At 42.5% G+C, this 26614-nt stretch carries 23 protein-coding genes and 1 riboswitch; of the genes, 1 reads left to right on the forward strand and 22 read right to left on the reverse strand.

The window, feature by feature from the left end; genetic code table 11:
- Nucleotides 1-580: 580 nt before the first annotated feature.
- The 7 genes from G4407_RS01880 to G4407_RS01910 form a co-directional block, all read right to left on the reverse strand.
- On the reverse strand, nucleotides 581-2131 hold the full coding sequence (locus tag G4407_RS01880) for a peptide MFS transporter (RefSeq protein ID WP_330585918.1): 1551 nt from the start codon (nucleotides 2129-2131) through the stop codon (nucleotides 581-583).
- Nucleotides 2132-2405: 274 nt separating this feature from the next.
- Nucleotides 2406-2837, reverse strand: coding sequence for a putative ABC transporter permease (locus G4407_RS01885; RefSeq protein ID WP_173687558.1), 432 nt, complete (start codon nucleotides 2835-2837; stop codon nucleotides 2406-2408).
- Nucleotides 2838-2912: 75 nt separating this feature from the next.
- Complete coding sequence (gene miaB / locus G4407_RS01890; RefSeq protein WP_173687559.1) at nucleotides 2913-4361, reverse strand: tRNA (N6-isopentenyl adenosine(37)-C2)-methylthiotransferase MiaB; 1449 nt, start codon at nucleotides 4359-4361, stop codon at nucleotides 2913-2915.
- Nucleotides 4362-4376: 15 nt separating this feature from the next.
- Nucleotides 4377-4556 (reverse strand): DUF4250 domain-containing protein, encoded by a 180-nt coding sequence (locus tag G4407_RS01895; RefSeq protein ID WP_008375347.1) that lies wholly within the window; start codon nucleotides 4554-4556, stop codon nucleotides 4377-4379.
- A gap of 17 nt (nucleotides 4557-4573) precedes the next feature.
- Nucleotides 4574-5113: a DUF5662 family protein gene (locus tag G4407_RS01900; protein WP_173687560.1), complete on the reverse strand. Its 540-nt coding sequence runs from the start codon at nucleotides 5111-5113 to the stop codon at nucleotides 4574-4576.
- Complete coding sequence (locus tag G4407_RS01905) at nucleotides 5110-6831, reverse strand: alpha-amylase family glycosyl hydrolase (RefSeq protein ID WP_243868742.1); 1722 nt, start codon at nucleotides 6829-6831, stop codon at nucleotides 5110-5112. The genes G4407_RS01900 and G4407_RS01905 overlap by 4 nt, the downstream gene beginning before the upstream one ends.
- Nucleotides 6822-7814: a sugar ABC transporter substrate-binding protein gene (locus tag G4407_RS01910; protein ID WP_173687561.1), complete on the reverse strand. Its 993-nt coding sequence runs from the start codon at nucleotides 7812-7814 to the stop codon at nucleotides 6822-6824. The genes G4407_RS01905 and G4407_RS01910 overlap by 10 nt, the downstream gene beginning before the upstream one ends.
- 129 nt (nucleotides 7815-7943) lie before the next feature.
- On the opposite strand from G4407_RS01910, the gene G4407_RS01915 reads away from it, so the two are divergent.
- Nucleotides 7944-8258: a DUF1292 domain-containing protein gene (locus G4407_RS01915; RefSeq protein WP_173687562.1), complete on the forward strand. Its 315-nt coding sequence runs from the start codon at nucleotides 7944-7946 to the stop codon at nucleotides 8256-8258.
- Here the strand turns inward: G4407_RS01915 and G4407_RS01920 are convergent, their stop codons facing one another.
- From G4407_RS01920 to purF, 15 genes are all read right to left on the reverse strand, one after another.
- Entirely contained in the window at nucleotides 8259-10121 is a 1863-nt protein-coding gene (locus tag G4407_RS01920) for an ATP-dependent helicase (RefSeq protein WP_173687563.1), read from the reverse strand.
- A 99-nt stretch (nucleotides 10122-10220) separates the two neighbouring features.
- Nucleotides 10221-11678, reverse strand: a complete 1458-nt coding sequence (gene gltX, locus G4407_RS01925; protein WP_173687564.1) for a glutamate--tRNA ligase — start codon at nucleotides 11676-11678, stop codon at nucleotides 10221-10223.
- A gap of 139 nt (nucleotides 11679-11817) precedes the next feature.
- A complete protein-coding gene (locus G4407_RS01930; protein ID WP_243259120.1) occupies nucleotides 11818-12342 on the reverse strand; it encodes a threonine/serine exporter family protein in 525 nt (174 codons plus the stop codon).
- Between the two features lie 19 nt (nucleotides 12343-12361).
- The gene (locus tag G4407_RS01935) at nucleotides 12362-13123 is read right to left on the reverse strand and encodes a threonine/serine exporter family protein (RefSeq protein ID WP_173687565.1); all 762 of its coding nucleotides are present in this window, start codon (nucleotides 13121-13123) and stop codon (nucleotides 12362-12364) included.
- Nucleotides 13124-13370: 247 nt separating this feature from the next.
- The gene (gene grdD / locus G4407_RS01940; protein WP_118217888.1) at nucleotides 13371-14525 is read right to left on the reverse strand and encodes a glycine/sarcosine/betaine reductase complex component C subunit alpha; all 1155 of its coding nucleotides are present in this window, start codon (nucleotides 14523-14525) and stop codon (nucleotides 13371-13373) included.
- 18 nt (nucleotides 14526-14543) lie between these two features.
- Nucleotides 14544-16082: a glycine/sarcosine/betaine reductase complex component C subunit beta gene (grdC, locus tag G4407_RS01945; RefSeq protein WP_173687566.1), complete on the reverse strand. Its 1539-nt coding sequence runs from the start codon at nucleotides 16080-16082 to the stop codon at nucleotides 14544-14546.
- 295 nt (nucleotides 16083-16377) lie between these two features.
- Complete coding sequence (grdA, locus tag G4407_RS01950; protein WP_117558227.1) at nucleotides 16378-16851, reverse strand: glycine/sarcosine/betaine reductase complex selenoprotein A; 474 nt, start codon at nucleotides 16849-16851, stop codon at nucleotides 16378-16380.
- 133 nt (nucleotides 16852-16984) lie between these two features.
- Nucleotides 16985-17302, reverse strand: coding sequence for a thioredoxin TrxA (gene trxA, locus G4407_RS01955; protein ID WP_008375313.1), 318 nt, complete (start codon nucleotides 17300-17302; stop codon nucleotides 16985-16987).
- 37 nt (nucleotides 17303-17339) lie between these two features.
- Nucleotides 17340-18284 (reverse strand): thioredoxin-disulfide reductase, encoded by a 945-nt coding sequence (gene trxB, locus G4407_RS01960; protein ID WP_173687567.1) that lies wholly within the window; start codon nucleotides 18282-18284, stop codon nucleotides 17340-17342.
- Between the two features lie 48 nt (nucleotides 18285-18332).
- Entirely contained in the window at nucleotides 18333-19646 is a 1314-nt protein-coding gene (gene grdB / locus G4407_RS01965) for a glycine reductase complex selenoprotein B (protein ID WP_173687568.1), read from the reverse strand.
- Nucleotides 19647-19666: 20 nt separating this feature from the next.
- A complete protein-coding gene (locus G4407_RS01970) occupies nucleotides 19667-20947 on the reverse strand; it encodes a glycine/sarcosine/betaine reductase component B subunit (protein ID WP_173687569.1) in 1281 nt (426 codons plus the stop codon).
- 81 nt (nucleotides 20948-21028) lie between these two features.
- Nucleotides 21029-21415 (reverse strand): GrdX family protein, encoded by a 387-nt coding sequence (locus G4407_RS01975; protein WP_173687570.1) that lies wholly within the window; start codon nucleotides 21413-21415, stop codon nucleotides 21029-21031.
- Between the two features lie 183 nt (nucleotides 21416-21598).
- A riboswitch (glycine riboswitch) is annotated at nucleotides 21599-21723 on the reverse strand.
- A 167-nt stretch (nucleotides 21724-21890) separates the two neighbouring features.
- Complete coding sequence (locus G4407_RS01980) at nucleotides 21891-23264, reverse strand: alanine/glycine:cation symporter family protein (protein ID WP_173687571.1); 1374 nt, start codon at nucleotides 23262-23264, stop codon at nucleotides 21891-21893.
- Between the two features lie 426 nt (nucleotides 23265-23690).
- Nucleotides 23691-25124, reverse strand: a complete 1434-nt coding sequence (gene purB, locus G4407_RS01985) for an adenylosuccinate lyase (protein WP_173687572.1) — start codon at nucleotides 25122-25124, stop codon at nucleotides 23691-23693.
- A 13-nt stretch (nucleotides 25125-25137) separates the two neighbouring features.
- Complete coding sequence (gene purF / locus G4407_RS01990) at nucleotides 25138-26574, reverse strand: amidophosphoribosyltransferase (RefSeq protein WP_173687573.1); 1437 nt, start codon at nucleotides 26572-26574, stop codon at nucleotides 25138-25140.
- Between the last annotated feature and the right edge of the window lie 40 nt (nucleotides 26575-26614).

Genomic DNA, 26614 nt, shown 5'->3' on the forward strand with positions numbered 1-26614 from the left:
AATATGAAATTTTTACGAATATTTTCTCTTCTCTTTTATAAATTTCTTTACTTATTTTGTATTTTATCAAACTCTTTTCCATTCAGCTCCTTAGCCATAACGCTCACCTGTCCTTTCTTCAATTGGACAGATGACCACTTGTTACATCTTAACAAATTTTCAAATTCATTTCAAGACAAGCTCAAAAATCACATTCCATCCGATCAAAAAAACATTTCTTATTTCGTATTTATCCTGCAACACATAACTGAATTCCAATTGTTTCTGGTTTATGGCGCAGGATTAAACTTACAAACTTACTTGTACTTGTTAAATTCATTTTTATTCTCTTTTCTTTTGAAAAATTCATATCTTTATATTACCATAACCAGATATACTGCACAATAAATGACTTGACTTATCTATACCAATTTCTGTGTAAATAAATCAGGTCATTCCCTTATCACTCTTAATCAACGCAATATCAATTTATACGCACTTAGGACACTCCTTTATTACAAAATATTGCAAAATGTTATAGAATTAAAAGATCCTTGCCTAACATCTCTGCCTGACAAGGATCTTTTTTCGATACTTTTTATTACTTCTTCTTTAAGAGGACATTTATTTGATTTATTCTCGAGAAACTTCCTACGCTTCTCATTCCCATTCCTTCTGCAAGCTTCTTGCTGAAAGCGAGTACGGCCGCACCAAGGATAGCTACAACCGCACCGATTCCGATAAAGAACGGTACTTCGCTTCCTTCTTTATAGAAGTTAACGAGGATCATGTTAAGAGCAGCTCCTACTGACTGAGACATCGACCATACAGTCATCATCTGTGTTACAAAGGCTTTTGGTGCTGCTACTGCTGTAATGGAGTAACCGATCGGACATGTAAATCCTTCTGCAAACATCAGTACTGCATAGAACAATATGATCCACCATGCATTTACTTTTGCATCGCCTGGGTAGATGACATAAAGGAGTGCAATGATCATTGCGCCAAGTCCCCATAAAATCGTTCCGAATCCCATCTTTGTTGTTCCGAATGGCTGTTTCTTGCCAAGTTTTGTCCAAAGCATGGTAAGAAGACTACCGAAGCAAACTGCAAAGATTGCCGGGATTGTCTGGAATGAAGCTGCCGGAATTTCTACTCCGAAGATCACACGGTTTACTTTTTCTTCATAGAAGATAGCAAGGATTGAAATTGTCTGTGTCCAGATCAAAAGTGTAACGGCGTTACAGATAAATGGCGGAAGCAGGCAAAGTACTTTCTTTTTCTCGTGCTTTTCTGTCTTCTTGCTTGAGTAGATGAAGACAAGATAAGCAAGCGGGATAAAGATAGAAATAGTACTTACTACATTTGCAAAGGAAGATATTTTCAGCTTTCCTGTTGCAAATGAAACTGCTAAAGCTGTTCCTACGATAGCAACAACAATAAGCATTTTTACAACAAAAGAACGTTTCTTATCTGCCGGAAGCGGATCATCCGGTTCCAGACCGATATTTCCGAAGAATTTTTTGTAGGTAGCAATATAAGCAACAGTACCTAAGAATGAGAGAACTGCTGATAATGCGAATGCTGCGTGGTATCCGCATTTCGCTGCGATTACACCTGCAAGAGCCGGAGCCGCTGCACCGATATTGGAAATTACGTAAGAAATTGTGAAGGCACTGTCACGTCTTCCATCGTTCTCATCGTAGAATTTACCGATCAGAGTTTCGATACATCTTCCTGCGAAGAGTGAACCGAATACCATACACCCCATAGCTGCTGCATATCCTACTACCCCAAGTGGAAATGCAAGTAACGTATAACCGATAAATCCGGTAACTCTGGCTACAAGCAATGACCTACGACATCCAAGGATACGGTCGCAGACATAGCTTCCGATGATGGTTGTCATTCCGACTACAGTTGCGTATAAAGAAATCAACTGTGCTGCATCCGCTTTATCGAATCCAAGACCTGCAGGTGCATTTGCATACAGGTAATAGATCATTACGGCACTCATTGCGTAACTTGAGAAAGATGAACAAAGCTGTACAAAACTGAGGGTCCCCACCCCCCTAGGCTGACCTAAAAACGCGGTCTCCTTTTTTAAGGCTTCATCATATTGATTCATTTTTATTTTTCCTCCAAATAACATATACTTCTCATTCAATAAAAAACAGTTTATATTTTCCCCGATTTTTCCTGCTGCCCTCCTTTTCCCATGATTATATTCACTTGTTTTTTATCTTGAACCTTTCTTGTATCTTACTGAATTTTTCTAAAATTGTCAACATTTTACATTTACAAAATGCATTTATGCTCATTTTTGTAACCATCCACAAAAAAAGATGAAAAGAGTTTGGTTTCCCACGACTCTTTTCATCTTAATTTCGTCATTTTTCACATATAAAAAAATGCTTAAGTCCCTTTTACAACACATGAAACTCCGGCTTTTCCTCCCCATATACGCCCCAGAGCACCACTCCTCCAAACACGATCGCCAGGCATAAAAGTCCCGAAAACATCACCACAAATGGCAGGCAGATCTGACCATACAGCTGGAATGGCTGATCCCGGTAATCCCAGATTCCGATCTTCAGCCATTTATTGCAGATAATCCCCGTCACAAATTCCAGGGATGTCAGGAAAAGCACTGCCCGGATAATCTGAATCCACATCGGCTCAGACCAGTGCATTACCTCGCCCTGAAAACTGCAAAATGTCAATGCAACTCCCCCAAGCACAAACATGGTCCAATGAGAAAATCCACGAAACCAGATCTCGATCAGATAATAGGTGCTTCCCCCTGCTGCTATCAGAAAGACTATCTCACTTACCCTCTTACTCACTCTTTTCACCATAAAAAACGCCCTCACTATGCAAATCTCTTACATAGTGTGAGCGTTTCTTTTGGATTTTATCACAAATCATTGGATTTATTTACAAAGCTCGCCCATATAATAGAAGCCTTTTGCCTCTTTTAAGTAAACCGTCACGATCTTACCGATCATGCTTTCATCTCCCGGGAAATGTACCAGGAGGTTGTTGCTCATTCGTCCTGTCACCAGTGACGAATCATGATCGTTGACACTTTCTACCAGCACATCCTGTATGGTTCCCTGATGTACAGAGCATACTTCCGCTGAAATCTGCTGCACCTCTTTTAAAAGGCGGTCAAAACGGTCTTTTACCACATCGTCAGGAACCTGATCTTCCATTGCTGCCGCAGGGGTTCCTGTTCTCTTGGAATAGATAAAAGTAAAGGCACTGTCATAACGCACCTGTCTTACAATATCCAGAGTATCCTGGAAGTCTTCCTCTGTCTCCCCAGGAAATCCGACGATAATATCCGTTGTAAGGGAAATATCCGGCACTGCTTCGCGAATCTTTCTTACCACCTCAAGATAATGCTCCTTGGTATAATGGCGGTTCATCTTCTGCAGGATCCGGCTGCTTCCTGACTGAACCGGAAGATGCAGATGCTTGCATATCTTCTTGGAATGTGCCATCACATCAATCAGTTCATCCGATAAATCCTTCGGATGGGAAGTCATAAAGCGGATTCTCTCCAGTCCTTCAATCTTCTCAATCTCCTGAAGAAGCTGTGCAAATGTCATCGGCTCTTCCAGATTCTTTCCATAAGAGTTTACGTTCTGCCCAAGGAGCATAACTTCTACCACACCATCTGCCACAAGTCCTTCAATCTCGCGAACGATATCTTTTGGATTACGGCTTCTCTCACGTCCACGCACATACGGTACGATACAGTAGCTGCAGAAATTGTTACATCCGAACATGATATTAACACCGGATTTGAAGGAAAATTTACGTTCGCTCGGAAGATCCTCCACAATCTTATCGGTATCCTTCCAGATATCGATCACCATTCTCTCAGACTCAAATCTTGTCACGATCAGTTCTGCAAATTTATAAATATTGTGAGTTCCAAAGATCAGATCGACAAACCGGTAGCTCTTCTTGATCTTCTCTACAACAGTCGGTTCCTGCATCATACATCCGCAGAGTCCGATGAACATATGCGGATTCTTTTTCTTCTTCGCACCAAGCTGTCCCAGACGTCCGTATACTCGCAGATTTGCATTTTCACGGACGGTACAAGTGTTGTAGATAACAAAATCTGCCTTCTCTTCATCCAGCTCTTCCTTGTATCCGATCAGTTCCAGAACACCGACCAGCTTTTCCGAGTCACGAGCGTTCATCTGACAACCGAAAGTCGTCACGCAAAAAGTCAGATCTCTTCCGATCTCCTGTGCTTTTTCGCTTACATACTTCCGCGCTTTGGCAATGTAATAGTACTGTCTCTCCGGCTCAGTAACCGGAGCTTCTTTTGTAAGATCTATTGCATCAAAATCAATATTATTCATGTGTTATTAACCTCTCTATACAAACTGGTTCAACCCTGCATCATATTCATAATCAATGGATGCCAGTTTCTCTGTCAGTTCTTTTTTCTCAATCTGCATTTCCTGGCAAAGGGTATCCAGATCTGCATAAAAATCCCGTAATTTTGTATTGACCACACTCAGAAGGATCATTGGATCCTTTGGTAAATCTGCCATGTTTTTATCCTCTTTTTCTAATAATCATTCGTTTTCAACACGGTATTCCGGATATAATCAAAAGTTTTTTCTTCCCCGTCTGCCGCGAGCATATAGAGAAGTTCTTCCAGAAGTGCCCTGGTATCCTTATGCATCCAGTCTCCTGCAATACCGTGAAGATAATATTCAAGCGGTGATGCATCCGTGTATTTATCTTTCATATAAATCTTGGATGCTGCGATCCGGTCCATAAACATCTCGACCACATACTTTTTGGGCATCTTCATCCCGGTAAGCATTGGTTCCCCTTCCAGTCCGTAGTCAATCCAGTATTCATAATGATGTTTATTGCGCCCTTTATGGTGAAGCCATGCCGAAGAATAGCCCTTTTCTTCTCTTTCCGCGTTATTCGGACTCCGGTTCCCCTGGAAATACCTGCACCCAACCCAGAATTCCGCCGGAGAGTACTTCGACATATCATGCAAAAGTCCCTGCCTGTAAAGTCCTACCTTAAAGCAGTTCTTCATAACCAGATATTTGTGATGTGTTATGGTGCAAAAATGTTTCCAGATTTTCATTCTTTAGCCTGCCTTCCAACAAAAACTTTGATCGTTCGTTCCTCCAGCTGAACCTTCTTATCTTTTACCGGAACTGCTTCTTTTTCATCCAGGACCCCTTCTTTTGTCCCTGCCATGCACGCCCATTCCATTCCTTTTGGAAGGGAAGGAAGTGCAAACGAATGAGAAAGCCAGTGCATATTATATGCAATATAAAAGTTCTTCTCTGTACTTTCTTCATGATAGAATACACCAAGCTGTCTGCTTGCACGCCCTGCCGGCATCTGCCACGCATCCTCCCCATGATAGGAAATCTGAGGGATTCCGCTTCTGCCCATCGTGTCTTCTGATTTTTTCGCTATCTGCTTCATACAGGCTTTGCGAAGTGCAATCAGTCGGCATACAAATGTATATAATTCTTCCTGTCTGGAAAGCTGGTTCCAGTCAAGCCATGATATCAGATTATCCTGACAGTATGCATTATTATTCCCTTTCTGGGTATTCATAAATTCATCCCCAGAAAGGATACACGGCATTCCCTGTGCAAATAAAAGCAAAAAGAACGCATTAAATATCTGATTCTTCCGCAGCTCGTTAACCGCCTTTTTCCGGCTGTTCCCTTCTGCCCCACAGTTCCAGCTGTAATTGTAATCCGGACCATCCAGATTATTCTCACCATTTGCTTCGTTGTGCTTTCCATCATAGGAAACTACATCACAGAGCGTAAATCCGTTGTGGCTTGCAATATAATTATACAGCTGTGTATCCTGATTCTTCAGTTGCCAGATCACATCCCGGATCATGCCCTCGTCTCCCTTTAAGAAACGGCGCATCACATTCTGGAATCCGTCTTCTTTTTTGAGGATCTTACTTTTCGCAAGCACCGGATCCTTTGCAAGTTCATCCGGATTGCAGATATATGGATTTACAATAAATCCATCCACATGATACTGCATCACCCAGTAACGCAGACAATCCAAAATCAAAGAAAACGTAGTTCCCTCTGTGAAAGGCATCTCAAGAATAACCTCAATTCCTGCAAGATGCATCTGACGAACAAGTGTCTTCATCTCAGTCACCGGATCTCCTGCCGCATATGATGCTTTCGGTGCAAAGAAATACGCTTTTCCATATCCCCAGTAATTCACATGTCTCTGATTCTCATCAAATTCATAAACCGGCATCAGATGGATCTGGTTAATCCCCAATTTCTGAAGATAGGGCAGTTTCTCCGTAACTCCGTCAAACGTTCCTTTGTGTGCGACTCCGGACGAACTGTGTTTTGTAAATCCACGGACATGAAGACTGTAGGCGATCACATCTTCCTTATCCAGATGCGGAAACTGTGACTTTCCCCAGTCAAATGTATCTGCTACGATCCGGGTACGCAGTTTTCTCTTTTCCTTTTCCTTTGACACAGACCAGTGTTCTCTGCCAGAAAATGCCTTTCCATATGGATCCGGAACTATCTTTCCACCGATTTTATAACAATATTCATAAGCTTCCGGACGTTCCAGCACCACTGAGAGAAAGCGTAGATTTCCTGCCACATCAGAGTATGGCATCTCCTGTGAAAATACTGATGCCCTGGCACCTTTTTTATAAATGATCAGTTCACATGTCTGTCCTTCCGGAACTGCTACCGAAAAATTCACTGTCTGTCCTTCCACAGTACATCCCTGTGGAAACGGAAATCCCGCTGCTGTCTTCATATCCACTGTTCCCCCTGTTACTGCCATCCGTCAGCTCCATACATATCTACATTCGAGGCATCAATAAAAAATACATCCAGATACGTTGTCTTTTCATAATCATCCCCGTTTAAAATAGCAAAACCGATTTTGGCTGATTCTTTTCCAAGATTGATCGGTGACTGCGCACTTGTTCCGCGAATCAGGGAATCCGTCTTCTGAAGTTCTTTTTTCAAATCCGGAGAACCATCTACCCCGTAAATCTTTACATCAGTAAGACCAGCTGTTCTTGCTGCAACCAGTGCCCCAAGCGCAATCTGGTCGTTCCCGCACATTACTGCCGTAACATCCTTATTCTCTGCAAAAATCTTGTTAGCTGCTTCTCTTGCCTCGTTCAAATCTCCGCTGACATCTGCTCTTCCTACAATCTCAAATCCCTTTCCGGCAATTGCTTCTTCAAAGCCTGTAATCCTCTCTACAATAGAATTCTGGGTAAGAGCTTCCAGAATTACAATCTTTCCACTATCCGGGTTCTGCTGTATCAGATTTTCTCCGCAAAGCTGTCCGGCAGCTTTATTATCTGAACCAATATATGCATCAATATAATCCGTATCCTTAACTTCCGTATCAATATTGATGATCTTTACACCGGCTTCCTTAAGCTCTTCCAGAGCGGGTGTGATCGCATCTCTTGATACCGGACACAGAAAAATGGCATCCAGTCCGTCTTCGATCATCTGATGGATCTGCTCGATCTGGGTGTCTACATTCAGCGCCGGATCTTTTGTCACCAGCGTACTTCCCTGTGCTTCGATCGCTTCTCTCAGTGCCTGCTCAAGTGTAATATAGTATGGATTTTCCATGGTAATACAACTAAATCCAAAACGATAGCTTTTTGCCTCTTCCTTGCTGTCATCGTCCTCTTCTGTTATTGCATTGTCCTGGCTTGTCCCAACATTCTTCTTACAGCCTGCAGTCATGCCAATACAGAGAACCATCACAAGAAAGATGGAAAAAATCTTTTTCTTCATATAAATAAACCTCCCTGAAACCTTTCTTTTATTGTATCTTTTTTACCGCTAATGTCAATACTTTTCCCCTTGCAAATATCCCCATACTCTGTTAGAGTGATAGTATCAGATTGAAAGGAGAACTGAACAATGGAAAAGGAACATAATCTGCTTGAATCCGATGTTGTCACACTGACACTCGATGACGACGAGGAAATCGAATGCGCCATTATCACAACTTTTAATATGGATTCTACCGAATACATTGCACTTCTTCCGCTCGATGAAGACGGGGGAAATGAGGACGGAGACGTATGGATCTATCGCTTTATCCGTGATACCACAGGCGGCTCCGATCATGATCTTCAGAATATCGAAGATGATGATGAGTATGACCGCGCTGCGGATAAGTTTGATGAATGGCTTGATACACAGGAATTTGAAGGTTTTGATATTGAAGAATAATTATTTTATTCTCTGACCTAAAAGCTCTTCCACAAAACGGGACGGTTTGATACTGTTCCCGTTTTTTTGTGTAATATAGGAAATACAGAGATTATTTTTCGCACGGGTCAGTGCTACATAAAAAAGTCTTCTCTCTTCTTCGATCTCGTCTTTCTTTTCTGCCTTCTGATGCGGGATCTCACCCTCATTGGCATGGATCACAAATACATCCTCAAATTCCAGTCCTTTCGCTGAATGGATCGTCATCAGCTGTACCTTATTCTCCCGCTCTCCTTTGATCTTCCTTGCCTTTGCCTGCTGTTCTTCCAGCTCCTGCGTATATTTTGCAATATGGATTTCCCATTCATCATAGGATTTGAAGTTTTTACTCCTCTCCTCAAGCTCTGCCATCACATCCATCAGCTGCTTCCACGGAATCTGATGTTTTTCGGCATATTCCTTCAGGAAATCATCATATCCGATCTTTTTCCGGATATACTGGATTGCCGCATAAGGTGCCATATTCTTCATCATACGGACATCCACATCAAACTGATCAATAATATCCAGCATCCAGTCCTTATCACAATAAAATTTACGAAGATCCTCAAAATTCACCTGCCGGTTCTCCATACTGTTCCGTGCCAGATACCTGAGCGGCCGGTTACAGATTGTCAGAAAAAGCGACCTGTCCCGCTTTCCTGCTGCCAACTGCAGATATGCCATCATATCTTTTACAATAAAATGCCTGTAAAAATTAGTCACATAATCCCGCATTTCAAATGGGATTCGGTGTTCGCTTAATATTTCCGAAATCATTCGTGCCTGGACTGCTGTCCGAAAAAGCACCGCAATTTCTCCCGGCTTTATTCCCTGGTCCAGTTTCTTCTGGATCTCTTCCGTTACATACTGCGCCTCTTCCTGTTCATCCAGGACTTCCTGCACATGAACATTCTGCCCTCTTCCCCGGAATGACTGTACACGCTTGTAAAAACGGGTATCGTTATGCAAAATCACCCTTGCCGCTGCTCCGGTAATAAATTCGGTAGAACGATAATTCACCGTCAGTGAAATGGTCCGAAGTGCCGGAAATTCCTGCTTCATATAAAGCATCAGCTCCGGCTTTGCTCCACGGAATCCGTAAATGGACTGATCATCATCCCCAACTACAAACAAATTGTATCTCGGTGCTGCAAGCATCCGGATCACTTCATACTGCACACGGTTGATATCCTGGAATTCATCGATCAGGATATACTGAAAACGCTTCTGCCATCCTTGCAGAATCTCCGGCTTTTTCCGGAAAAGTGCATAACACTGTACCAGCATATCATCAAAATCAAATTTTTTCAGTTCTTTTTTCTGATGCTCATAACTGCGGAACACTTCTGCAAACTCATCTTGTGTAAGATACTTACTGTGAAAATCTTTCAGATGATAAAGTCCGTTCTTTACCATACCGACTTCCCGCAGAAGTTCTCTCACCAGTTCCTCTTCATCTTCTACCTCAGGTGTTGATTCAATATCGGTCTGATCTAAGACCTCCTGTAAAAGTACAGAGGACTCTTTTTCAGACATCAGATTATTCGCACCAATCCCATAGGCACATTTTAGAATTCCATAAAAAATACTGTGAAAGGTCCCAAACGTTACCGGATAATTTTTCCCGGCAGTCAGCCTTTCAAAGCGTTCCTTCATTTCACGTGCTGCATATCTTGTAAAAGTAATTACAAGGATCTGATCCGGGCGTACTTCGCTCTCCTCGATCAGATAACGGGTACGTTCTGTGACAATAAGCGTCTTTCCCGAACCCGGCGGTGCCAGCACCATACACGGTCCATTCCCGTGCTTTATCGCTTCATCCTGTCCTCTGTTTAGTTTCATGAACTCCCCTTCTCATATGTAATACAACAGAACGGATTCCCCTTCCGCATTATGCGAAAAAAGAAATCCGTCCCCCATGCATACTTTTATATCTGTATATTATCTGCTTAATAATTCAATTGCATTCTTGATTCTTTCTACAGATTCTGCCTTACCAAGAACTTCCATGATCTCAGTCGCTCCACCCGGAGTATTCTGCTTTCCTGAAACTGCAGTTCTTACCGGCCACATCACATATCCGTTCTTATAACCTTTTTCCTCTGCAAATCCCTTCAGCAGTCCGAATAATGCGTCATTACTGTAATCATCCCATGCTTCCAGTCTCGGAAGAATTTCTTTTAATACTTCCAGAGAAGTTTCTTCGTTGGTCTTCATCTTCTTATGGCAGTACATTGCAGTATCGTATTCCGGAACGGCTTCAAAGAAATCAATCTGTTCTTTGATATCCGGAAGGATTTCAATACGGCTCTTGATCAGAGATGCAATCTTCTTCAGATCATAATCCTTTGTGATCACTTTCTTGATATATGGCTCTGCAAGCTCATAGAATTTGTCGAAATCCATAGTTTTCAGGTATTCGCCATTCATCCATTTCAACTTATTGATATCAAATACAGCCGGTGATTTGCTCATATGATGATAGTCAAATGCTTCAACAAGTTCCGGCAGCGAGAAGATTTCTCTGTTATCCTGCGGACACCATCCAAGAAGTGCCACATAATTTACAATTGCTTCACTTACAAATCCCTGATCCAGAAGATCTTCGTAAGAAGAATGACCACATCTCTTGCTGAGCTTTTTGTGGTTCTCATCTGTAATCAGCGGGCAATGTACATAGACCGGTACTTCCCATCCAAATGCTTCGTAAAGACGGTTGTACTTCGGTGCTGAAGAAAGATATTCATTTCCACGGACAACGTGTGTAATATTCATCAAATGATCATCAATAACGTTCGCAAAATTATAGGTCGGATATCCGTCTGATTTGATCAGGATCATATCATCCAGTTCTGCATTCGGAACGGTAATATCTCCATAAATTTCATCATGGAAAGTTGTGGTTCCCTCTGTCGGCATATTGATACGGATAACGTATGGCTTTCCGGCTGCAAGATTTGCTTCTATCTCTTCTTTACTCAGATGCAGACAATGCTTGTCGTAATTTACAATCTGTGTTCCATCCTCTGATACAGAAGTCTTCAAGGATTCCAGACGTTCTTTATCACAGAAACAATAGTATGCATCTCCCTGTTCAATTAACTGCTTGGCATACTTCATGTAAATTCCTGAAGCCTGTCTTTCACTCTGAACGTATGGTCCGACACCGCCATCTTTATCTGGTCCTTCATCATGAACAAGGCCTGTCTTCTCCAGTGTTCTGTAAATAATATCCAATGCACCTTCTACATATCTTTCCTGATCTGTATCTTCAATACGGAGCATAAAATCTCCGCCTTCATGTTTTGCGATCAGGTATGCATATAATGCAGTACGCAAATTACCGACATGCATTCTACCTGTCGGACTCGGTGCAAATCTTGTTCTGACTTTTTTCATTTTAGTGTTCCTCTCTTTAACTTCTGTTTTATTTTCACTGTGAAAATAAACTCTTCACAGTTCTCTATGACATTCAAATATATGTTCATCTTTATAATACTAACACATTCCCTTTTTTACTTCAAGCATTCCGAAGCCACTATTTTTCCCATTTTTCTGTATTTTGCGGTTCCTCAGCTCCAGGAACGATCTTTCGTACATACTTCATGGAATTCTGCTTCCACTCACTCTTCTGAAAAGCCTGGAAAAAGGTATCCACGACAAAAATTGCAAGAGAGATTACGCCTGCGATCTCTAATGTCTGGATCAGATAAAATTCGGACATCGCCTCGTTCCCGTCGATCAGATAATGAACCGTCTGGTACATCCCGTTTCCGGGAACAGTCGGAAGGACCCCGGCAATCAGGAACAAAGTAACCGGTGTCTTATAAACTCTCGCAAAAATATGCGAAACAACCGCAGCTGCAACTGCTGAATATAAAGATGCCATCACATCTCCCCTGCCAAAATGTATTGCAAGCAGATAAACAAATCCGCCAATTGCTCCTACGATACCAGCCTGAAGAACAAAGCGGCGCGGAACCTGAAGGAGAACCGCAAAACTGTAAATAGATAAAAACGCTCCAAATACCCGGATGATCATTTCCAAAACAGTACTGTTCATTTTTGTACTCTCCTTCCTGTTAAAAAATTTTTGCGCAAAGCGCCAGCCCAATACCAATTCCAATTGCAATCCCAAGTGCTTTTAAGAAAGCTTCCATCACTCTTGCACCACCGGAAAGATAATCCCCCCGCAAGGTATCCCTGACAGCATTAGTGATTGCCATTCCCGGTACAAGAGGCATGAAACTTCCTATCATAACAGTATCCATATTCATCTGATCACCCAGACCTTCTTTCAGAAGGCAGCAGGCAAATGCAACACCAAATCCTGCGAAAATATCCTGAATAAATGGGTGAAATTTCAGATCCTGTCCCGCTGATACAAAAGCCACAAGGAAAAGACCTACAACAATCGCTGCCCCGGTATCCGCAATGGATCCGCCAAAAAAAATTGTAAATCCCACACCAACCCCCATCATTGCCAGGTTGGTTGTCTTGCGGCTGAACTCGAACTGTTTTAACGTCGAAAGCTTCTCATATGCCTGCTCTAGTGTCAGATCATCTCCACAATACTGCCTGGAAATCTCATTAACATCTACGACAAGCTTTAGATTGGTATCCCGTTCTTCTACTCTCTTTGTAACACTAACTGCCTTTTCATTCTCCAGTTTGATCGTCGCGGAAATTCCGGTCATGATCACCAGAACTTCTGCCATCTCGATGTGATCCGCCGTCTTCAGTATATGATGCATGGTATCTTCCACACGATACGTTTCCGCTCCGCTTCGCAGCATCATTTCACCGGCAAGCATCGCCGTTTTCAGTAATAATTGCGTATCCATGACTTGCTCCCTCTCACTTTCTCGGATTTATAACTGTCATGATACTATTTCCTATTCTAAAAATCAACCAAAAATTTTTTCGTACACAAAACAGTACAATCATTACTGTTCACAGTATCTGTGACAAACAACGTACAATCTTTCTGCATAAACAGTTTTTCGCAAGGAAAAAGGCTTCCCGGTCTTACGACCGGAAAGCCCATCTTCCTGAATTAGAGTGAGAGTGTTTATAAAAAGGCAGATTTTATTAGTTAATATATCCGCTCTTTTTCAGTTCTTCCTCAGCTTTTGCGAGGTTTGCGTCTGATACACGGATGATTGGTCCTGTGCATCCCATTCCGCTTTCTGCGTAAATGCCGAGTTTCCACAGTACTTTGACTGCGTCTTCCAGATCCATAACTTCAATTCCAGGGATCTGTGCTGTAACGATTTCCTTCGGTGGCTCTTTTACTTCTTCTTCAGCCGCTGCCGGTTTCTGAGAAGCTTTGTGCTCATCGAGGATTTCTTTTAATCCAGCTTTCTTAACAGCTGCAAATTCTTCTTTTGCTACTTCAAATACTTTTCCTCTTACCAGCTGTGCTGCGTAGCGGATAGCATTTGCGATAACCGGTGCTCCGGATGCTCTGGATACGATCATAACGAGCTGTTCATATCCTTCTCCGATTCCTGGTCCATATCCAAATCCTGTAGCTTCAAAGCTTCCGCCTGTTGTGAAAGAAGAAAGCATTTTTACCATGATATTTCCGGTCAGGGAATCAGTTACCATGATATCCGGTGATGCCTGGAGAACGTCATTTCCTCTCATAACGCATCCGCCGTCTGCTCTTCCTGATTCTGCAAATTCGATCGGATATCCGTTCTCCTGCAGTTTCTTCAGAGCTTTTTCTGTCTGACGTGCACCGTCTACATTCAGGATACCAACTGTCGGATTCTTTTTGCCGCAAGCTTTTGCAGCGATGATTCCGTAGATCGCATTTTTGATCATTCCTTCAATACGGTCTGTGCTGGATGTTCCTGTTGTATTAGCGATGAACATTTCTTTTGCAGTTGCCGGTGTTACACAACGTCCTACTGTAGATACACCGATCGGGAATGGGAAGTGCATGGTTACTGCTGCATCTACTTCCCCATTCTTCAGCATTTCTTCCATCTTGTCATGACCTTCTTCATCGTTAGCCACTTTGACAGTTGTTACGCCTTCTGCTTCTAATGTTCCGATATAATATACATCAATTCCGTCTTTTGCCGCTTCAATTGCCGCTGCCATAGAGTTTTCTTCTCCATGTTCGCTTCCCATTCCGGTCAGTGCAACTTTCGGGCGCTTTCCGAAGCTTCCTGTCTCCAGTCCCTGCGCCATCTCCATAAAGGTGTCGGCAATCATTCTTTCAATTCCATTTGCCATTTTGTTTGTCCACCTTTCTTATTCTTCTGTTGCCATTAATGATGCTGCAAAATCTTTCATTGCTTTTGCGATCAGTCCTTTTACTTCTTCTTCTGATACACCGCTGTTATCTTCTGCTCCAGTGTTTGCCTGGATTACGAAAGATACACCGTCGAAGAGGTTGGTCATACGTCCAAGGAACAGACTTCCTTTTCCGATGATCATGGCTTTATTGATCTTTCCTGCAAGGATATCTTCTCTTGCAAATCCGATGTACGGTACACCTGAAGGAATATGTCCCTGAGTCGGTGCCCATCCTGTCAGTCCGTGTTCTCCTGCGAAGCTTGCAAGTTCTTTTCTGTCAAGTTCGCCTCTCTTAACTGCAAGAGCTGCGATCATCTTGTAGTTAGCAAGCGGTACATCTCCGGCTCCTGCCGGTTTTGTGATATCCGGATTCTGCATTTCCGGAGAGAATTTATCGATATCTGTGATCTTAAGTCCTGCTCTTTCCAGTGGATCAGCTACAAGGCTTCCGATTACGTTCTGCGGAGCACTTCCTGTTCCTACTGTATGGCGTCCAAGGATATCCAGGTTGATTTCCGGGTTTACGCCATCGTTTTCTGCGATGATTACACAGAATCCGCCAAGGCAGTCTTCCAGGATCGGAAGACCTTTCTTTACATGGTCTTTACCGTTCATACCAAGTTTTGCTGTACAACCACCAGCTGTTACAGCTACACATTTGTATGCGCCTGATTTTACGAGAGCTGCTGCTTCGATCAGTGCGTGAGATGGTCCGGCACAGAATCCACGTGAGTCAGAACCTGTTGCGTTCAGAAGTCCTGCAACTTCAGCTGCTGCTTTTGCGAAGTTACCACCACCACGCTGGTTCATATCACCACAAGCTTCTTCTGCACAGTCGATGACATACTCAACGTCTGTCTTTTCGATTCCTGCATTTCTTACACCATAGAGGAGGGCGAGCACGCTGGATGCCTTACTCATAATGTTTTCATGCATAACATGAGCTGAAAGGTTTGCATCAATGTCATGCGCTCTCTTTACACAGCCTACCAGTTTGTTTTCATGATACAGACCTTCAGCATGCTCTTCATTAACAAAGTGTTCGATTTCTGAGATTTCGAATCCTTCGATTACTTTTTCTACGATATCGTCTGTGATGATCGGATCTGCTGCAAATTTTTCTTTTGTAGCTGCTACAAATCCTTTCTCAAGCATAACAACTTCGAACATGTCGCAAGCCTGAGCTAAAAGAAGGAATTCGTCTTCCGGCATGATCTCACCGTATTTTCCGTAACGCTCTGCGCCTTCTTTTACTTTATCGTAGTAAGGAAATTCAACCTGGGTAAGGTCGTCCGGTGTTGCATTTCCAATATATACCTGATTCGGCCAATAATTTACACATGTTTCATATGACCGAAGATGATCTCTAAGTTCTTTTAAATATTCTGATTCCGGATTAACAACTCTTTCTGTTGTCTGTGTTGTTCCGTTGTAAACTACCATTTCCGGGGTATGTACGAGTACATATCCTGCTCCTTTAATTACACTGTTCATCGCTGGTTTCCACCTTTCCTGACATTCTTTTCTGCGAATGTCACCATCATTCATTTCTCCGTGATATGCGCGTATAATCTACCTGTCCTGAATTCAAAAGAATTTTGGCAGAATGCGCTAAACAAGCTTTCATCAGAAATGTATCACTGGCACATTTCTGATCTGCTAGGCAATTCACTAATGCAATACCAGCATGTTCCCAATATGCCTGGCAATAAAACAGGCGGCAGGAAGAATCCTGCCGCCTGTACCTCTATCTCAGATATTCCGCTTTGAAGGTATACCCCTCTTTATCTTAGAGGTATTTGCAATATTCGTCGCGGATTGCTGACATTTCGTCTACGATATCATCAACATCAAGCACCATTTCCATCATGCCTACCTGTTCATCGTAAACAGCCGGGTCAAATTCTTCTTTTAACTCTGGTTCACATACATGATAAGTCGTGAGTCCAAGCTGGACCCCTGTCAACGGACCTGCGAATGTCGGGTCTCCTGCTGTAACGGTTTCTGCAGCAAGTCCTGCTGCTTCTCCCTCAGCTGCGCCTACGATTACGACTACGTTTTCCGGGCCGTACTCCTCAGCAAATTCTTTTACCCTTTTCTGATTCTCCAGATCCATTGCGCCTGCGCTAGTTCAGACGAAACATTCTGTTGAAGAAAAAACTACATCTCCGCCAGCTGTCTTAACGCATTCTGCGATTGCTGGTCCCGGTACACCGTCACGGTCACCGATGATAACAACTTTTTTATCTTTTAAAATTGCCATGATGTCTTTTCCTCCTTCCTTTCTTTTAAAATTTTGTTTTGTTAATAGTTTTACACGCTTTACGCGATTATATATTGTGAGCACACAGACAGCTCTTGCCGCCTGTGCGCGGCTCACCAAATTTAAATAATGATTAAATATATTTCTTAATCATTGCTTCGATGCTTTCCTGTGTAGCATCGTCTTTTACTACTTCTTCTACTTTTTCGCCATCTTTGTAAATAGCCATAACCGGAAGACCAAGGATCTTCTGTCCGATAGCAAGACGACGAGCTTTTGTTGTATTCAGAGATGTAAATTTGATCTTATCTCCGTATTTGTCTGCCATTTCATGTACGAACGGCATCAGAGCCTGGCATGGAACGCATCCATCACCAAAGAAATCTACGAATACATAACCTTCTGCTTTTAAGACTTCGTCTTCAAATGTTTTCTTATCTACTTCTAACATGTCAAATGTCCTCCTCACTCTATTAAATAGTGTGTTCTTATAATTCGTTAATGTACTTTTCTGCCTGTGTAGCTGCAATAGCTCCATCAGCAGCGGCTGTAACAACCTGTCTTAAGCTCTTAACGCGGATATCGCCTGCTGCGAATACACCTGGGATATTGGTATGCATATCTGCATCTGTCGGGATATATCCTCTCTCATCCATCTCAAGACCTGTTCCTTCATAGATCTTAGAGTTTGGAAGTGTTCCGATAAATCCGAATACACCGAACATTCCGTCATCTTCATCAGCTACGATCTTAGTGAGTTCACCTGTTTTAACATTCTTAACAGTCATCTCAGAAAGGATTCCGTCACCGCCGACTTCTTCTACAACTGTATCCCACATAAAGTGAAGTTTTTCGTTCTTGAATGCTTTCTCCTGAATGGATTTTGCTGCACGAAGTTCATCACGTCTGTGAATAATTGTAACTTTTCTTGCGAATTTTGTAAGGTACATAGCTTCTTCTACTGCAGAGTCTCCTCCACCTACTACGTATACTTCAAAATCTTCGAAGAAGTTTGCATCACAGGTAGCGCAGTAAGAAACGCCCTTACCCATGAATTCTTTTTCTCCTTTGCATCCGATCGGTCTTGCAAAAGCTCCGGTTGCGATGATAACCGTTTTTGCCTGATATTCGGCTTTCGCACTCTTCAGTACTTTGATATCGCCTTCCAGATGTGCTTCATTAATTACGTCTGATGCTCTCTCAACGCCGAATTTTTCACACTGCTGTGTCATTCTTGCGATAAGAGAAGGACCGCTTTCCCCTTCTACGATCTGTCCAGGATAATTTTCGATTTCATCTGTGATTGCGATCTGTCCACCATCTTTTCCTTTTTCAATTACCAGTGTTGAAAGACGGCTTCTTCCTGCGTACAGACCTGCAGATAAACCTGCAGGTCCGCCACCCAGGACGATCACGTCATAAACTTTGCTCATAACGTTCTCTCCTTTTTTAATAAAATTACATGACCTTCTAACTTATGTTTAGTTGTCAAAAATTGTCTGTCCGTCTACTTCTGTTGTCAGAGCTTTCAGAGCTTTTTCAACAAGTCCCTTACGAAGAGCGTACTCTTCATCTTTTTCAAGGGCCGGATTTCCAAGTGGATGCGGAATAGCGATCGTAGGAACGATTCTGTTCGCACCAACTGTCATGGAAATCGGAGTTACTGTACACATATGAACTACCGGGAGTCCAGCTGCTTCAATTGCTTTTACCATTGTTGCACCGCAACGTGTACAGGTACCTCAAGTAGAGGTCATGATAACTGCGTCAACACCGTCTGCGATAAGTTTCTGAGCATATTCCTCAGCGAAAGCTTTTGCAGAAGCTACGGCTGTACCGTTACCAACTGTTGTATAGAATTTGTTGTGAAGTTTTCCGATAACGCCTTCTTTTTCGAATTCACGCATAACATCTACCGGAAGTACACGGTCTGCATCTTCGTTAGCATATACCGGGTCATATCCACCATGAGCTGTTTCGTATGTTTCTTCTGTAAGATCCATAACACCTGTGATGTCATATTCTCCGTAGTGAGAAGCATTTGAACTTTCAATGTGGTCCGGATTTCCTTTCGGAACGATTCCGCCTGAAGTACAAAGTGCGATTGTAGCCTTGCTAAGATCTTTGATAGCCGGCTGTGGATCAACACGGTCGAATGATGGCATTGGATACTCTGTCTCGAATGGCTTGTCTGCCAGTTTCTTAAGGAGCATCTTAACAGCTCTCTTAGATCCACGTTCTTTTTCGAAGAAGTTTACACGAACTCCGTTCGGCATGTAACCTTCCTCACAAGAAGCACCGATTTTTTCGCCTTTAGCGATCTTAAGAGCAAGAGGAGCAAGTTTCTTAACTGCATCTCTCATACCAGCTGCGCTGTTCTTAGTAGATACTGTATAAACTTTGTTCTTGAACATATCAGCACCTGGGTTTTCTACATACATACCAGTTACTGCAGGGATTCCGAGTTCTTCCTGTACTGCATCACAGATAGTTCCGCAAGCAACACCATAACGTCCGGCATTGAAAGCAGGTCCTGCGATGAAGATATCAGGATTCTGGCTCTTAACCATTTCAAGAATATCAGCTTTTGCTTTGTCAAGGTTTTCATTGAAGTAAGAGTCACCACAAACGATTGTAGCTACAATCTCTGCTTCTTCTCCAAACTGCTGTGTCAGAGCCTGTCCAGGTCCAACGATTTCGCCTACGCGAAGTTCAGCAGGATAATCAGCTTTTTCTTCTCCACCGATCTGAGCGAAGAACTGATTGATATAATGTACAACTTTAATTTTACTCATTATCTTTACGTCCTCCATTCCTAGCGTGCACTCAGATATCCAAATCCGGTTTCATTTGTAGCACCGGTAATGGCCTGAATTTCAACTTCGATTGTTCCATCTTCACGATGAGAATGTTCATTACCACCAGCAATGATTGTAACGAATTCTTCTGTTCCGATTACTTTATCCATCTTAGGAAGTACGATTACCTGGTTAGCATTTCCACCAGTTACAACTGCATCTGCAGCTGGATCAGCATCTGCGAGTGACTGAGATTTTCCGTCACGTCCGGCATATTCGTCTGTAATGATTACAGTCTTAACACCTTCAGCTTCGATCTTCTTGCAGTTCATGATAAGGTCAGTATCCGGGTTACCGAATCCTTCCTGAGATACGATAACTGCATCAAGGTCTAACAGACGGCACATCTTAGCTGTCCAGTCAGATGAACGCATCTTATCAGCAAGGTATACGTTTTCGTTTGTAAGAATCTGGCAAACGAAGTTGATTGTTTTTCCGTGTTCTTCGAACAGGTCATGTACAACCGGGTTGTTTTCATGAACGTATGTCGGGTTCTTATCACAAGCGGATACGCAGTTACCAGATACGATAGCTCCGTCCATAACTTCTGTTGGGTTCATGATTGTAGAAAGTGTTCTCTTTGCATCAACACCGTATACATATGTGTCATGAAGAAGTCCCTGACTCTGAAGCATCTGTACATAAGCAACTCTCGGAAGATTCGGGAATTTTTCTTTTCCTTCCATGATTCCGTATGTTTCATATGTCTTTGTCTCGTCTGGTGTGAGTTCACGAGCAAGTTCCCCAAGATAAACTGCTACTCTGAATCCAGCAAGACGAACAGCTTTTTCATATTCATGCTGTTTGATTCCGTCAACTGGTTCACAAACAACTACTAAGTTGTTCAGTTTAGAGAATGGTGTGTATTCTGCACCCGGGCCAGACATATCGATGATACCTTCCTGGAATCCAACGATCTTACCAGCTGTTACAACAGCCATTCCTTTTAATGCATATGTCTTACCACTTCCTACAGTGTCAACTTTTGCGATAACGCCTGGGAAGACTCCCCCTCTTCCTTCAACTTTAACACGTGGTTCAATAACATCTTTAACCGGAGTGATACGAACGCTTTCACCTGGTTTTGCGATATCAAATTTAACACCTTTGATTTTTTCGTCCTCAAGAACGATTGCCTTTACAGCTTCTTCGTCAACATAAAGAACACCATTTTCGATCTTTGATTCAGATGCGAACTGAATGTCGTTAATAAAAATGTGACCTACTTCTAATTTCACTGTAAATTCCCTCCTTTTTTGAATGTGTTTGTTATATGCTCAAAAGTACACCAAACCGCATGTACTTCTACAGCCTTTTTTCTATCGCCAGCTTTCTGCTGACGGCAGTGCGCTTGAGATCAGTGTATAATCTACAAGCTGGAAGTCTGCATAAACCTGAGGTTTATAAAGATCAGACTTAAACTGAAATTTGCCACACGCCTGAATGGCACTTGCGATGATCTGCATTGCCTGCGCATCCAGACCTTCCGGCGATTCCGAGAGCATAACCGACTTATATGGAGTCTCATTCGGTTTTACGCTTCCGGACAGTGGATGTGTCAGAAGTTTGTATCCCTGGAAGATCATCTTCTGAACTTTTTTAAGTGTGTCCTCATAAGAAAGTTCTTCATATTCCACATGATAATCTTCCCCGAGTTTTTCTTTTACCAGTGGATTATTTGTGATAATCATAAATCCAGTATTCATAGCCGCTTCTTCCTTTCGTCCCCTGTCCGTTTATGCGGTCTTTTTTGACTCCCTGTGTCTGAAATACTCCAGATAATTTTTTAACATATATCTGGTATCAAAAAAGGACGTCAAAACAACCTCTCTGTTTTAAACGCCCTTTCTGTTTCCTTGTAAATTCGGTAATTCCGGATTCAGAGTGTAGTACCTTTCCCGATCCTTTTGCCTGAAAGTTTCACCATTCAACGAGCTTTACTGCTCTACGGTTTGCATCTTCGGCGACCATTTATCAAATATCTTTATAAATGATTCTCTCGCAGGAAATATCAACCTACTATCTAATTGACTGCATCTTTTATTCATTTTGCATCAGCTCTCTTGCTGGCATGATTACTATAACACACATTTATACAAAATGCTAGTCTTTTTATAGATTTTTTTGTATATTTCTTATTGTTTTTTTCTATAACTATTTCTCAGCTATTATACAAATTATCTATTTTCCCTTTTTCTGATTTGGCAGGAAATTATTATAGTAATCATCGTGCGTCTTCTTAACAAGACCGCTGAGTGCTACCAGTGCAATCGCATTCGGGATAACCATCATACTGTTGAAGCAGTCTGCCATATTCCATACAAGATCTACTTCCTGAAGTGATCCGAGCGCTACGCAGATACATACAATGATTGAGTAAATTTTAACAGCTTTTGCTCCAAACAGGTAACGGATGTTTGCTTCACCGAAGAAATACCATCCGATGATCGTTGAGAATGCGAAGAATAACATACAGATCGCGATAAAGATCTCACCGAACTTACCATATAATGTAGAGAATGCATACTGGCTCAGCTGTGCGCCTGTAAGACCAGATGTTCTTGAACCGGTTGTGATGATTACAAGAGCTGTCAGGTTCAGGATTACAAATGTATCGATAAATACACCAATCATTGCTACAAAGCCCTGTTCTACCGGATGATTAACTTTTGCTACTGCATGTGCATGCGGTGTAGAACCCATACCAGCTTCATTTGAGAAGAGACCTCTTGCCACACCTTTCTGTACTGCAAGCTTCAAGGTTGCGCCCATTGCACCACCTGCTACTGCTGCTGGTTTAAACGCACCGACAATAATGTCATGGAATGCTGACGGGATTGCTGTAACGTTTGCAAAAATTACGATCAAAGAACCTACTATGTAAAACGCTGCCATGATCGGCACGATCAGTTCAGTAACTTTTGCGATTCGCTTCATACCACCTGTGAATACAAACAGAGAAACAACTGCTACAAAAATACCCATTGCAATCTTCGGAATTCCGAATGCAGTGTTCCATGATGCTGCAATTGAGTTAGACTGAACCGCATTGCCCATGAATCCAAGTGCAAAGATGATCAGGACTGCAAAAATAGCTGCCAGAACTTTTCCGAACGCTCCTTTAAATGCTCCTCGTATGTAATATACCGGACCACCGGTTACGGTTCCGTCATCACTGACTTGCTTGAACTTCTGAGCCATAACCGCTTCTGCGAAGATCGTTGACATTCCGAGAAATGCACTGATCCACATCCAGAAGATTGCTCCCGGACCACCGACTGCAATTGCGGTTGCAGCTCCGGCGATATTTCCGGTACCAACCTGAGCAGCGATCGCTGTTGCAAGTGCCTGGAAAGAAGACATTCCGTCTTTTCCGGCATCCCCTTTCTTGCCAAAAAGTCCGCCAAAGGTTCTGTTCCATCCATCTTTAAAGCCACGGATCTGGATAAATCCAAGCTTAAATGTGAACAGCAAGCCAATACCTACAAGTGCTATGATCAGCACCGATCCTGTTAGGACATCATTTACCTTTAATACTAAATCGTTAATGTTCATACAATAACCCTCCTTTTTAATAGACATCCCTTATAGTTTTTATCTGTTGAATCTATAATAACTTATTTATAGTTTTTATGCAATATTTTCAGTTAACTTATTTATTTTTTGTATATTATCACCATGTTACTGCGATAACATAATAAATTCACTCTAAATAAGTGCGTTTTTTCGCGCTTTTCTATGTTTGTCAAAAATGCTGTTTTTATGTTTTTCGTCAAATTGTCTAATTAATGACGATTTAATATCTATACATTTCCATGGGATTTATAGATTCTTTCACATGAACACGTTAATTCTTTACTATATTGATATTTCAAAGAAGTTATTTTCAGACCATGAAACATAAATAAAAAGCAGGAAACATTCTTCCGTCTTACCCGGAAATCTGCTTCCTGCTCTTCTATTTTTGTTTATTCAGATATTCTATACATTAATCTCTGCTTTTACACCAAGCAGCTCTTTATTTTCATCCAGGATCGGCCGGATCACATTCTTAAGGAATGCTTCGACCTGTTCTTTGGAACGTCCTACATATTTGGATGGATCCATTGTTTTCTTAAGATCCTCCAGGCTCAGATTAAATGCATCATCTGCCGCGATCAGTTCAAGAAGGTTGTTGTCCAGACCTTTTTCTTTAACATTCTTTCCTGCTTCCATCGAAAGTTCACGGATTCTTTCATGCAGTTCCTGACGGTCTCCACCAGCTTTCACTGCATCCATCATAATATTCTCTGTTGCCATGAACGGAAGTTCAGACATCAGACGTTTTTCAATTACTTTCGGATATACAACCAGTCCGTCAACGACATTCAGGCACAGATCCAGAATACCGTCAATCGCGAGGAAACCTTCCGGTACACTCAGGCGCTTGTTTGCAGAGTCATCCAGAGTACGTTCAAACCACTGTGTAGCAGAAGTGATCGCCGGGTTCAGTGCATCAATCATCACGTAGCGGGACAGAGATGCGATTCGTTCGCTTCTCATTGGATTTCTCTTATATGCCATTGCAGAAGATCCGATCTGCGTCTTTTCAAACGGCTCTTCCACTTCTTTCAGATGCTGGAGAAGACGGATGTCATTGGAGAATTTGTGTGCACTTGCTGCAATTCCGGCAAGAACATTCACAACTCTTGTATCCACTTTACGGGAATAGGTCTGTCCGGATACCGGATAGCATGCTTCAAATCCCATCTTCTTAGCAATCATCGGATCAATCTTATCAATGGTTTCCTGATCCCCCTCAAACAGTTCCAGGAAACTTGCCTGTGTACCGGTTGTTCCTTTTGATCCAAGAAGCTTCAGGCTCCCAAGTACATAATCAAGATCCGCAAGATCCATGGAAAATTCCTGCATCCACAGAGTTGCTCTCTTTCCAACCGTTGTCGGCTGTGCTGGCTGAAAATGAGTAAATGCAAGTGTCGGAAGATCTTTATACTGATCTGCGAACTTTGAAAGTTCATCCAGAACATTAACCAGCTTTTTCTTAACAAGTTTCAGGGCCTCTGCCATAACAATGATATCGGTATTATCACCTACATAGCAGGAAGTTGCTCCCAGATGGATGATTCCTTTTGCTTTCGGACACTGCTGTCCATATGCATAGACATGAGACATCACATCATGACGCACTACTTTTTCACGTGCTTTTGCGACATCGTAATTGATATCCTCTGCATGCTCTTTCAGTTCTGCGATCTGTTCATCTGTAATATTGAGCCCCAGCTCTTTTTCCGTCTCTGCAAGTGCGATCCAGAGTTTTCTCCATGTCTTAAATTTCATGTCCGGAGAAAAAATATACTGCATCTCCTTGCTGGCATACCGCTCTGAAAGCGGACTTACATACTTGTCGTATCCCATAGTCTTATCCTCCCTATTCTTCTGACTCAAACGCGTGGGAAATATCTTTTCCCGGAACGCGCATCGGGTAATTTCCTGTAAAACATGCATCGCAGTATCCAAGATCTCCAACCATGTCTTTCAGCTTATCTATTTCCATATATCCAAGAGAATCTGCTCCGATCATTTCACGGATCTGCTCCGTTGTATGTGAATGAGCAATGAGCTGATCATTCGACGGTACATCCGTACCAAAATAGCAAGGATGTAAAAACGGTGGCGAACTGATTCTTACATGAACTTCTTTTGCTCCTGCTTTCTTGAGCATCTTGATGATATTTGCACAGGTCGTTCCACGGACGATGGAATCATCTACCATAACAATACGCTTGCCCCGTACAACCTCTTCAATGACATTCAGTTTGATCTTCACACTGGACTCTCTCTGGCTCTGCTTCGGCTTGATAAAGGTTCTTCCTACATAACTGTTCTTATGAAACGCCATGCCATAAGGAATTCCGGAATATTCCGAATATCCTTTTGCCGCAACAAGTCCGGAATCCGGTACACCGACTACCAGATCAGCCTCTACCGGATAAGACTGTGCAAGAGCTTTTCCCGCAACAATCCTTGCATGATATACATTGATGCTGTCGATCACACTGTCCATACGTGCGAAATAAATATACTCAAAAATACAACGCGCCTGCTTTTCAGGTGGAATCTGCATACTCTTGTCCGAAGACACACCATGCTTTGTAAAACTGACAATCTCTCCCGGCTCTACATCACGGACAAAATCTGCTCCAACAGCCGCAAGCGCACAGCTTTCTGATGCCAGAAACCAGGTATTATCACGCTTACCGATACAGAGTGGTTTGAGGCCAAACGGATCTCTCGCTCCGATCATCTTACGCGGGCTTGATACAACCAGTGCATATGCACCCTCAATCTTCTTCATCGCATTCTTGACCGCATCCTCTGCCTTCGAAACCTTCAAACGCTCTCTTGCAATGTGATAGGCAATCACTTCTGAATCAATGGTTGTCTGGAAGATAGCTCCTGTATATTCCAGCTCATGACGAAGCTCAATTGCATTTGTCAGATTACCATTGTGGGCAATTACCAATGTACCTTTCACATAATTCAGAACCAGTGGCTGTGCATTTTCCGCACGCGTTCCTCCTGCTGTCGAATACCGCACATGTCCGACGCCGAGGTTTCCCTTTAATTTGTCAAGCTCTTCCTCATTGAATACTTCGTTGACAAGTCCAAGCCCTTTCCTGAAATGGACTTTCCGCTTGCCATAGGTATCTGTCACTGCAATTCCGCAGCTTTCCTGCCCTCTGTGCTGAAGGGCAAACAAACCATAGTACACCGACGGTGCAACATCGCCGCCATCCATATCATAGGCTCCGAATACACCACATTCTTCACCTAACCCAGTCTCTACTCTTTCAAGTTCGCTCATCGTTTTGTCTTCTCCTATTTGTTGTATCCGCTTATTTTTT

Origin of the sequence: Allocoprococcus comes (genome assembly GCF_013300725.1) — a bacterium.
GTDB classification, from domain to species: Bacteria; Bacillota; Clostridia; order Lachnospirales; family Lachnospiraceae; genus Allocoprococcus; species Allocoprococcus comes_A.